We start from the raw sequence: 12939 nt of genomic DNA, 5'->3' as shown, positions 1-12939 counted from the left end.
AAATGATGCACCAGAAGGTGGTTCAAACCAGTTTTGCAACAATTCCAAAGCTAGCGAGAGGGCTATCCTGTACCGCTCGGCAGGTTGGCAAGCGGCGCAATTTGCACCCCTTTCTCGTTGATCAACAGCACTCCGATCACTTTTTCGTCGCGACTGGAAATCACCGCAGCGCCATGCCAAACCTCACGGCTGAACCTCGCCTCGCTACAATTCCAACGGGCCCCGCTAACCGTTAATTGCTCGGCTCCGATCATTTCGATCACAACATCGGATTCACCATCGCCAGAACGCCGGCTGACGGCAAAACAGTCTTCGGGCCCCTGCGGAATCCGCATTCGATCGGCCGCAACGACCTGTTTCGATGACACCGCGTTCTCTGCAAGCTGGAACACCGAGATGCCATCGGGCGACTCGGGAGAGACAGGAGCATCGAGAACGGACTCGGCATTATTCCCGCGGTACGTCAATTGATACGAGCCTTCGACAGCGTTCGCTTTGTTCGCGATTAGATCCGAGGGAACGAGGATGCCTTGGCCATGATCGGAAAGCGGTACGGCCAAACACGCAGCGTGATCCGATCGCGTCCGCGTAATCCCAAAATAGGTCTGCTTCCACGTCGCAACCACCGCTGCCATCGGCGGCGGTGAATGAGACAACAGATTCAGCGGCATCGCGGATTCGAGCCACGCGTCGTCACGCCGGCGGTGCAGCGTAAAGACGTCGCCAGGCTGGACATCGTCGCCGGTAGCAGCGGTCTTAGTAACGGCGGTGCCGGGAGTCATCAAGGCGATGCCGCCTCGCGCAATCGTCGTCAACGACTCGGCCGAGAATTCGAACCCGGTCACGTCTAGCCCCATTTGCACGCCGCTGGTCACCCAGAATTTTGAATTGCGAGATAGCAATCGGGTGTGCCGCTGGTCCACTCGCACGCGGATATCGACATGCATCGCATCGGGCGCCAGACTACTCGAGAGCACTTGCCCAACCTCGATCCCTCGCCATGTCAGCGGCGATCCCGGGTAGACGCCCCAGCGATCGTCGCCTCGCAAAACGAGCTCAATTCCGCCGCGGCCTAAATCGTCGGGCGGTTTTGAATTGAGCCCGGTAAACTCAAATTGTTTCTGTGCGGGATTGCCCGGGATCACCGCGATGTACTTTGACCCCACCGCAGTCTCCAGTCCGCTGACGCCCGTGATGGCGACTTCAGGGCGAACAATCCAAAATCGAGATCCTTCACACGCGATCGCCGAGGACGCTTCATCCAAGGTCGCTGTGACATCAATCCCGTTGAGATCTTGGCGAAGGGAAACGCTTTCAACCATCCCAATTTGAATCCCGCGATGACGAATCGGGTCGCCGGGTTTCAAACCATGACCATCATCAAAATGCAAAACGATTTGCGTTCCGGGTGCGTCGGACGAATACCAAGTCAATCCAATTGCGATTCCCAAGCAGACCAGCGTCAACAACCACATTGGCGAGTGACGGCGGAACCACGTCGGACGGGGTTGGGCAATTTCCGCAATGGGAAAGTCCGAGTCGCTTTGATCGTGATCACTCATTCTGCTTCTTCCCAAATCGAATGGGGATCAAACGACAACGACGCGATCATGCTCATCGCGACACACAATGTGAACGCAACCACCGCGGGGCCAAATTGAAAATGCACGAGGTTGCCAAGCTTGACCATCATCACCAGAAATGCCAGCAGCATCACGTCCATCATGCTCCACTTACCCACATGTTCCATCAATCGCAGCGTAAACGCCTTGTGTTGTCGCTGTAACACTTCGAGCCAGCTGAGTTCAACCAGCAGCACGATTTTGGTCAGCGGAAAGAGGATCGAAAACAACAGCACCACGCCACCGACGAAATAGTTGCCGTGATGAAACAGATCAAGAATGCCGCTCAGGATGCTCTGTTCATTGCGTTGCCCCAAACGCTCGATCTCGAGGATCGGCAGCAGCACGGCAGGCCAAAACAGGATAAACGCGGCAACCGAGGCGGCCGCCGTTCGGCTAGCACTTTGGTGCGATGGCGTGGTGTCCGCCAGGATCGATTTGCATCGCGTGCACTGGGCGCGGTCACCCGCCTGCAGCGGAGGCAATCGATGAATCAATCCACAGCAATGACAAGCTCGATACTGCATCCGTCGCTTTGGCGTACTAAGGGGTGAAAATTGAAAGTCTCGCCCTCAACACTGTGAAGCATTTCGCAGCGGAACTCGTCAAGAGTTTCGGCAGGCACTTGCCGTGGATCGAAAGTCTTGACGACTTCCGCTACGCAAAAAATGCACAACCCCTAGAGGGGAAAATACTTCACAGCGTGGCCTCAAAGGCGACTATGGCAGCTTCAATAGCCGCTGAGATTCTTCGAGCAAGAAATCAACGTCCATGAACGGTTCATAGCCGATGTCTTGCCATCGCACCCGATCTCGTGAATCGATCAGGAAGGTACCGTGCAGCGGCTGGTTTTCAAAGTCGTCCCAGCAACGGTATGACTTGAAAATCACTTGTTTGGCGTCGGCGATCAACGGGATCTCGACAGGCTTATCAAAGTTGTCGATTCCTGTTTTTAGCGTCTCATGATCTTCGGTGCTGATTGCCACGATATCGATTCCCGCCTTACGAAAATCGTCAATCCGTGGTGACAACGCGTGCAGTTGTTCCATGCAGTGCAGGCAACCGAATCCGAGATAGAAAACGACGATCCGAGGTCGACCGCCAAACTCTTCGGCACTCGTCAGCGTTCCATCGGGTAGTTTGCCTTCCCACGTTGGCGCCTCGTAAGTTTGCCAGCGGAACGGGCCAAGTTTGTCCAGTGGCGGTCGCTCTCCCAGATCCGCCGCCGGTTCACGCGGGATTCTCCAATCCCCCTGGACGCCCGCCGCCTTGGCAATATGGCTTAGTCGTGCCAATAGCGGTGTGTCGATGTCGGCATCGGCGGCCAGCGTCCGCAGCGTTTCGAATTGCTTGATGGCTTCCTCTTTTTGTTCATTTCGCCATAGCAGGTCGACTAGAATCGCCAGCGGTCGCACCTCGCCTTCACGCTTCTTACGCTCGCGTTTGGCAATCTCAAGCGCTCCCTTCAAATCACGCGCGTCGGCCAACCAGCGAGCTTCGATCAGCGGTTCGAGCTTGGCTTGCTTGGCATGCACTTTGAATTTCGCCTCGTCGCGGCGATGCGATGCGGCCGCGGCAGACACGCGAGCAATGATCGTCCGCAGCGTTTTAAGGTGCGACTTGATCTCGTCCGGCGTCTCTTCCTTGTCAGCTTTTTCTGCTTCGACATCCTCTTCGGTCTCGTCATCCGCTTGGTCGTCCGCTGCTTCTTTCGCGGCTTCCTTTGCGGCAGCCGATTCATCAGCCAAATCGAGCAGTTTTGTTTCCAAGGCAAGACGACGACGACTCAGCGAGCGAAGTGTTTTGGCACCGCGAGCCCCGTTGCCGGTACGGAAATGGGCGACGGCTAACCACCCCAACCATTCTTCTTGTTGTCCCGCGTCCGAGGTGGGCGGCAAATAGTAACCGCCCGACTCTTTGATCAATTCGTCCCATAACGCGTACTGCGAAAGAATCTGCAGCAACCGTTCACGTCCGTACTTGTAGCTACCTCGTTTATCCAGCGTGTTGTATTTGGGATGTTGCGGCAACGAGACAAGGTTTTGGGCTTGATCGATGGCGTCGCGAACACGGCCAATATGGATCAAGTTACGCGTCAACCATTCGTTGTTGTGGGCAAAGTTATGGATTTGGTCGGGCATCAACCGTGCACGTGTCATGTGTGCGTGGTCAACTCGTGCCGACGCTTCCTGTTGCCAAGCGGCGTCAGCATAGCGATGAAGTTTAGAATAGATGTGTCCGGGCATGTGCCACATGTGAGCCACGCCGGGCATCGAGGGACCACAATTTGCCGCCGACTGGAGTGCCAGTTTAGGTTGCGCCGAATCCCATAAATGGATGCGGTAATGATGGACAGGATGCATCGGATCGACTGCAAAAATCTCACTTAGCAATGCGTTGACCGCGTAACGGCTGGTCAACTTGACCCCTTCGCGGTCCCCCAGCCAGATTTGCAGCACTAAAAATGCTTTGGCTTCGATGTCATCAGGATATTCGTGCAGGATCTTTTCGAGATCGGCGATAAAGTTTTCCGCTCGTTTCTTCTTGGCGTCGCTGTCATCTTTGGGCGCATCATCGCCAAATTTTGGCAGATAGCGATTGAGTGCATCGATATAAAGCTTCTCGCGTTTGTCAGCCCCCTTGTCCTTCTTTTCTAACGCTTCGTCGATCAGCCCTCGAGCCCGTTTGCGATTGTTGACGTTGGCCATGGCCATGCCCCAATAGGCGATAGCCATTTGGGGATCTTCTTTGGCTGCTTGCCGAAACGAGCGCTCGGCTTCGAGGTACCAGAACCCGTGCAGCTGCGCAACGCCTTGCTCAAAAAACTGCTGAGCCCGCTCGGACTTGGTCGACGTGGGGAAGTTGATTTTGGCGAGCCCTGGAATCAGAACCGCTTTTTGACGTGGTCCCTCATTAAAGGCTTCGCCGTGAAAGCTGTGCCCCGCCTCGGTAGACGAATCATCATGCTCGCCGCTGGCGGACGGCTCCATCGCCCGCAGTGGAGTCGGGCCGCACAGAAAACAAAGCAGGGGAATTGCAACAAAAGAGCGCAGATTCATGGTGAGGCAGGATTTTTTTGGAAGGGAAGGAAACCGCGAGTGCCCGCATTGTAATCAATGATTCCGAGGCAACGGACACCTGGGAGCAGCTATTTTCCAAATGCGCACGCCGCAGCCGTATCAGCCGCATGCGGCAAAACACCGTTAATTCGGGCTATTTCTTCAATCCCACTGGTTGGCCGTCGAGTTGCCAGTCCTCCGGCGCATCGATCCCCAAGTGTTTTAGTACCGTCGCCGATGCATCGACGATGTAGGTGTCGGTCTCGAATTTGCCACGCTCGGCGGAATCGCCGCTGACGATCAGGAAGCTGTTGAAAATTTCGGGAACCTCGTGGCCGTTGGAATGGCTAGTCCCCTTACCCCCATGGTCGGACGTCACGACGACCAACCAATCTTCGTCTTGGTAGGAAGCACGGGATTCGATCGCAGCTAAGACGCGGCCGATTCTTGCGTCAGCCGCTTGGATCGTTTCGACGTACTTCGGGTTTGCCGGATGGAATCCCGAGGCGTGGCCCGCTTCGTCAGTGGCTCCCAAATACAAGAACACCACGTCGATGGATGCATCAGAGAGCTGCTTGACTGCTTCGTCGGTCGCCGCGTCGTCACGCTCGCCGTAATCCTTTTCGGTGAACGAGTATCGCTTGTCTGCACTCGCGACGATGTATTGATCAATCGGGGCCCAGCAAACAAGTGAAGCTGTTTTCGTTTCAGGTAATTGTTCTTTGGCACGGACAAAGAGGTGGGGAAATTTGTCGTAGTGAGAAACCTTGAACTGATTGTCTAACACGCCATGCTTGTCGGCCCAAACCCCCGTCAAAATACTGCTCCAACCGGGGCCACTAATCGTGTCGGCGGTGGTATAGCGAGCATGAAAGATACGCGTATTGTCAGCGTAAATCCCTCGATCGATCAGCCGATCCAGGTTAGGGGTGTTCGCTTTTCGCAGTGCATCAAAACGACATCCATCAATCCCAAGAAACAATACCTTCGGTGTATCGGCAGCGACTGCCAACTTCGGTGAGATCAAGACAAATGCCAGGAAGGCAAACCATTTAATTCGCACGATTGTTTTCCACTTCGGGGACACGGTTGATAGTCCAGTAGATTTCTTCCTCAAAAGCATCTCCATTGCGATCGCGCACATGCAAAATCAGATGCAATTGATCGGCGGGCTGCATGCCATCGATCTGCAGCTTGACCACCGAACCACTGTTGTCGACCGTGGCGGACTCGATTGCAACTTCGTCGACACCAGCTTTGTCGGTTTTCACAGAAAATTGATCCGATCCATAATTACGACTCCAGTGATAATTCCACTGAGTCGCATTGTACGAACGCACATCCGTCGCCACGTCTGGGTCCAGCTGGAAATTGAAGGTCAGGGTCAAGCCGTCGGCTTGTACCGATGCGTCCGTGACCATGGGATAGGGACGTCCAGTGTAGCGAAGGCGTTGCAGTCCCTTTTCTTCCAAGCCAATCCGGCCGCCACCGTTCCAGCCTTGCAGGCCGGTCGCATAGACTTGGCCGTCGGCGGGATTCACACGCCCTCGCATGATCCCGGTCGAAAAATCAAACGGCAGATTCACGATCGCCGCTTGGCTGAGGTCGCCCACATCTTGGATCATCAAATACGACATCCATCCGCGACCGAAACTGGTGTGCAGCAGATGGCCTGCGAGCGGACCAAACCGTGAATCCTCTACCCAAATTTGCCCTCCTGATGAATTGTCGAACTCTTGCGTCATATAAACCAAGGGCCGGTCAAACGACGTCGGAGGCACCAGTTTGGTGATGTCAATTTTGCCACCATCGGGCTCCCATTTGCCAGGGATCGAATAGGTCGGTACCCAGCCATAGAAGCCGCCTGGTTTTAGCAAGTTGATTTTCGAGGCGGGCGTCCATTGGCCCTGGTTATCGCTCGCGGTGATCCGACCGCCTGGCATACTGCCCAGCCCATTGGGCGTGCGAAAGCCGGTCGACAAGACTTCACGATGTTTGCCATCAGGCGAGATTTTGAACACGGCGCCCGGCAGCGAGAAATCGGCGCCATGTCCACTTTTTGCGTAGTAGAAGTTGCCTTCGTCGTCGGTTTGCAAATCAAAATTGAATGCATGAAAGTTGGTCGACACATCGATGTCGGCACAAAAACTCTCGTAGAAATCCGCCTCACCATTGCCGTCTTGATCGTGCAGCCGAGTCAATCGATCCTTGCAGGTGACATAGATTTTTCCATCGACAATCTTGACTCCAAACGGTTCGTAAAGCCCCGCGGCGAATCGTTTCCAGCGAAGATTTAGCAAGTCATCGTCGATGCCCGACACGATCCAAATATCGCCGCCATGGGTTGCCAATGCCATCCGCCCATCGGGAAAGAAATCGAGCGCCGAGGTGCGGAACCAAGTGTTCCAAGGCGTGGATTCGGGGATCGCGAGTGTATCCAGTGCATAGCCCCCCTTTTCGAGCCCCAGGTAGCCAACCGTTTCCAGTTCATCCGCCCACAACATCGAGCCTCCTTGGGTCAGTGACGCTAAATCCATCGTCGGCGTGAATGAATCCGCAAGCTTCTGTAGCGAAGAGCGATCTTGCCCTTCGGTGCGATAGACTTGTATCGTCCGCGACCGCGTGTCCGCAGGAATTCGTAGTACCAAGCGATTCTTGTCATCAGAGTGGGGCGTCAAATCGCGGTGATCGCCTCGGACGATGGCGGTTGCGTTATCCGCGTTCTCGGCAATGGCGAGGATCAGTTCACCACCGGGGCCAATTTTCAACTCGTGAACAATCACCTCGCTTCCGGCACGGTTGCCCAGTTCCTGCGGCGACTCGAGTATTTCGCGACCATCGATTGCATAGCTGAGTGTCACCCGATCGTTGTGGAGGTAGTGGCCGTGGTAGTCCATCCACTCTGCGGGCATGGGCCCGCGTGGCAGCAGGCCTTTGCGTGAATAATCGAGGGTGCCACCGTGTCCCCAGTGCCATCCGGCGAGCCCCTGGATCGATTCCCCGTCAGGGTTTGCAGTGCCTTCGCCGCGAGGACGGACATGTTGTGTTTCGCTCAAGTCAAGAAATCCACCGCTCCACACATCCGCTTGGTCCATCGCGTGCAAGTTGTAGGCGATCGTCGCGTCACCAAGTCGGATGTTCAGCACGCTGGGGAAATCGCGGCGAAGTTGAGATGCCAACGCGGGGCCAAAGTCACGTTGAACGTTCTCGATCTCGGTGCCGTCCTTGGTGCCGGTGGGCAGCGATTTCAGCAGTTCGGGCGTGACTTTGACGTAATCGGGATTGTTCCCTTTCATGAACGCTTCGCGGATGTAGTGCACGACTTGGTAACGTTCTTTTGGCGTCAAGTGAGACATCGACGCCATCAATCCATTGCCCTTGGTCAACGTCATAAACATCTGGTACGGGTCGGCACCAAACTTTAGCTTCTGAGTTCCAAACGCTCGCGCTGTCGAAAGTGACGGGGTATTACCGTCGCTGCCATGGCAATCGAAACAGTAGCCGTGATAGATCGCCTCGCCGGCGGTGAAGTCGCGTCGGCCCAATCCTTTGATAATCCCCGCGTGGTCCAAGTCGATCGAGTCATCGACAACCCGCAGTTGTTCAGGCGAGGGTTGCAGCTGTGATGCTCGCGTTTTGCCCCCGCGAGCCACTTCGATCACATAGCAAGCAAGATCAAGGAACTCGCGTTGATCTTTTAGCGATCCGATCAAACCATCGGGCATCAACGACTTGGAATTTACATTGCGTTCTTCGACTTCTTCCTGAGTCACCACAAAGTCGTGAGTCAGATCGCTCGACAATCGCATGCGAATCTGTTTGTCATCCTCGCCAGCGATCAAGCCGACATACACTTGTCCGTCCACCGTCAGCAGCGAAACGGTTTCAAAACCTTTGCGGATATGACGCGACGGAAACAACAGCGACTCGATTAGGTATTCGTCGGTCAAATCGGATCCGAGTTCGGCAAGATTCGGTCCAAGCGGCGAAGCTTGGTCACCGCTGCTGTGACAGTTCACACATCCAGCGGCCGACTTAAAGAACACCAGCGCACCTCGATGGGCATCACCTCGCAATCGGACTTGCTCGGCCAGATAGTGCGGATCGGCCGCTTTGAGTTGATCGCCCAAGGGTGCCGCTCGCCGCAGCATTTCTGCCTGCAGCGACAGCGTGGAACTGGCAAAAGAGGCGACGATCAGGAAAGCGGCAAGGCGGGATATCATCATGATGTTTACGGATGCCCAGATTTTGGCATCGGTGGTCGGAGGGATGGCGTTCGGGTTAGACCGAAGGTCGGCAGGAGCGTCCATCATAATCAATTTTCAGTGTGGGATTGGTTTCCAGCCTGTCATCGGTCCCACGAGCCAATTTTTGTGTAGTGGACGAGGCAACGAGAGTCCCAGCACGCCCCCATTCCTGAATGGACTCGTTGCCTCGTCCACTACCGTCGACCTGCAAGAAGTCGCCAGGCTGTTGAGGGCCTGAGACAGGCTGGAAGCTGATCCCACACGCGTGCGGCTTATTTCTGAGCTAAAATTCTGCGGTTTATTGCTTGCCTTGCGCCCTGGTTCTGCGAGGTTCCAGCCCTGCAACTAAGCTGTACCGTCCTTATCCACCCCATTTCGGAGGCTCGACCCCGTGTCGGACTCGATTATCGATCTCGCCAACCGCATGTTTGTCGGCCCCTTGTGGCCGGCATCCATCCTGATTTGTTTGTTGGTTGTCTATACGATCCTGGCGATTATTGGGTTGGTTGATTTCGGTTTTGACGTTCCTGACGTCGATTTGGATGTTCCCGATGTCGGCGTCGATCTGCCGGACGGCGAGATGATCTCGGTCGATGCCGACTTGTTACAGGGACTGGGCGGGGCGGCAGTTCGCTGGACCAATTTTGGACGGATTCCCATCGTGCTATGGGGCGGGATCTTTTCGGTCGCGTTCTGGGGAATCTCGTACTGGCTTTGGCACAGCTTTGATTCGGCGCGTTATTCCCCGGATTGGCTGCCCAGCATCCTGTTGTCGATCCGCAATTTTGTGATTGCCACCGGAATTACCAAGGCGATCACGCAGCCGATGCTAGGTTACTTTGTCGATCCGCCCTCGTACGACGAAAGTCGCATGGTCGGCGGCACCTGTGAAATCACTACCAGCGAAGCGACACCGGAGTTTGGACAAGCCAAATTTCGCACCAACGCAGCCCCACTACTACTGAATGTCCGTACCGACGGAGCTCATATCCCCAAAGGGACCGAGGTTCGCATCGTCGGATTTGAAAAACAGAAACGCATCTACATCGTCACTAATCTGCCATCGGAGACCGCATCGTGACCTCGTTGTTATTGATCTCGGAAATCAATTGGACCTCGGGTCCAATGTTAATGTTGTACTTCGTGTTGATCGCGTTCATCGCATTGCTGGTGACGTTCAAACAGTACTACATCGTCGTTGGTCCCGACCGCGCAATCGTTAAATCCGGACTCGGTGGACTCGACGTGACCACCGCAGGCGGCAAATTCATTGTGCCGATGTTTCATCGCTACGAGTTCATGGACTTGACACTCAAAAGCTTCGAAATCCACCGTCAAGGCAGCGAAGGTTTGATCTGTAAAGACAACATTCGAGCCGACATCAAAGTGGCATTCTTTATTCGAGTCGATAAAACCGACGAAGAAATGCGTGAGGTGGCTCAGTCGATTGGTGCAAAGCGGTGTAGCGAACTGGAAACGCTTCGCGAATTGTTTGACGCAAAATTCAGTGAAGCTCTGAAAACGGTCGGTAAGCAGTTCGACTTTGTCGACCTGTACGATCAACGTGACAAGTTCAAAGAAGAAATTTTGAAGGTGATCGGTACCGATTTGAACGGTTACCGTCTGGACGACGCGGCGATCGATTATCTCGAACAAACGCCGCTGGAAATGCTCAGTCCCAACAATATCCTGGACGCCGAGGGAATCAAAAAGATCACCGAATTAACCTCGTCGGAAAAGGTCAAAGAGAACCAGTTTACTCGCGACAAAGAAAAAACGCTTAAGAAGCAGGACGTCGAAGCGGAAGAAACCATCTTGGAACTCGAACGTCAACGTGTCGAAGCTGTCGAAAAACAGAAACGCGAGATTGCTGAAATCACTTCGCGAGAACAAGCCTCGGCCGCCAAGGTGCGTGAAGAGCAACGGCTCGAAGCCGAGCGAGCTCGGATTGCGACCGAAGAGGAACTGGGCGTTGCCGAAGAAAACAAGTCGCGTCAAATTTTGGTCGCACAGCGGAACAAGGAAAAGACCGACGCGGTCGAGCTGGAGCGTGTCAATCGTGACCGCGACTTGGAAATGACCGAGCGATTGCGAGTGGTCGGGGTCGCCGAGGTTGAGAAAGAGAAGGCGATCGAGATCGAGAAACGCAACATCCAAGAGGTGATCCGCGAACGTGTTGCGGTCGAGCGAGCCGTGGTCGAAGAGAAAGAACGAATCAAAGACACCGAAGAGATCGCGGCTGCCGACCGACTGAAGAAAGTCCAAGTGACTGCGGCCGAGATGAGAGGCGAAGAAGAATTGATTCGCGTCACGAAACAGGCGCAAGCGGAAAAGGATTCGAGCATGCTGCTCGCAGAAAAGATCCGCATCGAAGCCGAAGCACGTCGCGATGCTGCCGAGAAAGACACGGCGGCAAAGAAAATGCTGGCCGAAGCGGACGCGGCGACCGCGGCTGCATCGGGATTGGCCGAAGCGACCGTGCAAGAAGCGAAAGCAACCAGCTTGGAAAAAGAAGGCAGTGCCGAAGCGATCGTGCTCGAAAAGAAAGCCATCGCCGAAGCCAAGGGAATCGAAGCCAAGGCCCAAGCGATCGAAAAACAAGGTCTGGCCGAAGCCAACGTGTCACGCGAGAAGTACCACAGCGAGGCAACCGGGATCACCGAGAAAGCCGAAGCAATGAAACAGCTCGACAGCGTCGGGAAGGAACACGAAGAGTTCAAGTTAAAGCTCGAGAAAGAAAAGGATGTCGAGATCGCAGCGATCGATGCGCAGCGCGGGATTGCCGAAAGCCAAGCAGGCGTCATGGGCGAAGCCCTGCGAGCCGCACGAATCGACATTGTCGGTGGCGATGGCGAGTTCTTCGAGCAGATTACCAATGCGGTCAAGGGCGGCAAAGCGATCGACCGATTTGTCTACAACAGCCGCGTGGCGACCGACATCAAGGACACGTTCTTCGATGGCAACGCCGACTATTTTCGGGATCAGCTAGACGAACTGATGAAGCAGTTCAATCTGGACGCCGACTCAGTGAAAGATTTGTCGATCGCGGCACTGATCGCGAAGATGATGGGGTTGGCGAAGACCGATGATGTTCGTTCGCAATTGACCAGTTTGTTAGGCGTCGTCGGCACCGCCAACATCGCCGATCAAAAAGCAAGTCGAGTCTTAACCCCCGCGATCCCTGCGGACAGCAAAACAAGGAAAGGCAAGGCGTAGTCCCAACGGCTTTGAAAGTCCCAACGGGACGATTCGTAGTCCCAACGGGACGGGCCCATGTCAGCCCAGGGCAACGCCCTGGATGGTCCAGCCGCATCGCGGCGAAACAAAGTAGCCTGGCGGCGTAAGCCCCAGGTTTTGAAGTGTTCAGGAAAATTGAAAGTCCCAACGGGACGATTCGTAGTCCCAACGGGACGGACCCATGTCAGCCCAGGGCAACGCCCTGGGTTCGCCGGGAATAAAATGCACGATAGCCCCAACGGGGCGGCGCTAACCCATTGGAGATGAAACAATGCCTCAATCGTTATCCAAAGTTGCGATCCATCTCGTGTTCTCTACCAAGCACCGACACCCCGTCCTAAAACCACGTAGCCTTTGCGACGAGCTATACGCCTACATGGCGACGATTCTTCGTGACAACGTTGACTCGCCAGCCATCATTATTGGGGGTGTCGAGGATCATATCCACGCATTGTTTCTGTTAAGTCGAAACTTTGCCATGAAAGATGTCGTTCAACAGGCGAAAACAGAGACGAGCAAATGGGTGAAACGCCAAGCGACAGCGTTGTCGCAATTTTCGTGGCAGGGAGGATACGGAGCGTTTTCGGTTAGCGAGTCGAACATTGCAGAGGTAAAGGCTTACATCGCCAATCAGGAAATGCATCATCGGAACATGACTTTTAAAGAGGAGTTTCGAGAACTTTGTCGCCGACATGGCATTACGATCGACGAGCGTTATGTCTGGGATTAGGACCGTCCCCTTGGGACTAGTACGGATGGATCATGACCAAACCC

The 12939-nt window shown here is 54.8% G+C and carries 8 protein-coding genes; 3 read left to right on the top strand and 5 right to left on the bottom strand.

The annotated features are described in order from the left end of the window. Positions 1-62: 62 nt before the first annotated feature. From ABD971_RS10895 to ABD971_RS10875, 5 genes are all read right to left on the bottom strand, one after another. Positions 63-1562, bottom strand: a complete 1500-nt coding sequence (locus ABD971_RS10895; RefSeq protein WP_345321943.1) for an MlaD family protein — start codon at positions 1560-1562, stop codon at positions 63-65. Beyond that, on the bottom strand, positions 1559-2149 hold the full coding sequence (locus ABD971_RS10890; protein WP_345321941.1) for a paraquat-inducible protein A: 591 nt from the start codon (positions 2147-2149) through the stop codon (positions 1559-1561). Before ABD971_RS10890 ends, ABD971_RS10895 begins: the two co-directional genes overlap by 4 nt. Positions 2150-2341: 192 nt before the next feature. Beyond that, a complete protein-coding gene (locus ABD971_RS10885; RefSeq protein WP_345321939.1) occupies positions 2342-4681 on the bottom strand; it encodes a redoxin domain-containing protein in 2340 nt (779 codons plus the stop codon). A 154-nt stretch (positions 4682-4835) separates the two neighbouring features. After that, positions 4836-5744 (bottom strand): alkaline phosphatase family protein, encoded by a 909-nt coding sequence (locus ABD971_RS10880; protein WP_345321937.1) that lies wholly within the window; start codon positions 5742-5744, stop codon positions 4836-4838. Next, positions 5734-8907, bottom strand: coding sequence for a DUF6797 domain-containing protein (locus tag ABD971_RS10875; protein WP_345321935.1), 3174 nt, complete (start codon positions 8905-8907; stop codon positions 5734-5736). Before ABD971_RS10875 ends, ABD971_RS10880 begins: the two co-directional genes overlap by 11 nt. Before the next feature lie 412 nt (positions 8908-9319). Here ABD971_RS10875 and ABD971_RS10870 point away from each other — a divergent pair, with 412 nt between their 5' ends. From ABD971_RS10870 to ABD971_RS10860, 3 genes are all read left to right on the top strand, one after another. Next, positions 9320-10009: a DUF1449 domain-containing protein gene (locus ABD971_RS10870; RefSeq protein WP_339939998.1), complete on the top strand. Its 690-nt coding sequence runs from the start codon at positions 9320-9322 to the stop codon at positions 10007-10009. A gap of 50 nt (positions 10010-10059) precedes the next feature. Then, the gene (locus ABD971_RS10865; RefSeq protein ID WP_345322143.1) at positions 10060-12144 is read left to right on the top strand and encodes a flotillin family protein; all 2085 of its coding nucleotides are present in this window, start codon (positions 10060-10062) and stop codon (positions 12142-12144) included. A gap of 292 nt (positions 12145-12436) precedes the next feature. Then, positions 12437-12895, top strand: a complete 459-nt coding sequence (locus ABD971_RS10860; RefSeq protein WP_339939996.1) for a transposase — start codon at positions 12437-12439, stop codon at positions 12893-12895. Positions 12896-12939 lie beyond the last annotated feature (44 nt).

This window comes from Novipirellula rosea (genome assembly GCF_039541335.1).
GTDB classification, from domain to species: domain Bacteria; phylum Planctomycetota; class Planctomycetia; order Pirellulales; family Pirellulaceae; genus Novipirellula; species Novipirellula rosea.
The sequence above is the reverse complement of the archived record's forward strand: the minus strand, read 5'-3'. Positions and strand labels throughout refer to the sequence as shown.

Excerpts from the sequence above, each read along its gene's own strand:
- ABD971_RS10895 (WP_345321943.1), bottom strand. The coding sequence starts at position 1,562 with ATGAGTGATCACGATCAAAGCGACTCGGACTTTCCCATTGCGGAAATT.
- ABD971_RS10890 (WP_345321941.1), bottom strand. The coding sequence starts at position 2,149 with ATGCAGTATCGAGCTTGTCATTGCTGTGGATTGATTCATCGATTGCCT.
- ABD971_RS10885 (WP_345321939.1), bottom strand. The coding sequence starts at position 4,681 with ATGAATCTGCGCTCTTTTGTTGCAATTCCCCTGCTTTGTTTTCTGTGC.
- ABD971_RS10875 (WP_345321935.1), bottom strand. The coding sequence starts at position 8,907 with ATGATGATATCCCGCCTTGCCGCTTTCCTGATCGTCGCCTCTTTTGCC.
- ABD971_RS10865 (WP_345322143.1), top strand. The coding sequence starts at position 10,060 with ATGTTGTACTTCGTGTTGATCGCGTTCATCGCATTGCTGGTGACGTTC.
- ABD971_RS10860 (WP_339939996.1), top strand. The coding sequence starts at position 12,437 with ATGCCTCAATCGTTATCCAAAGTTGCGATCCATCTCGTGTTCTCTACC.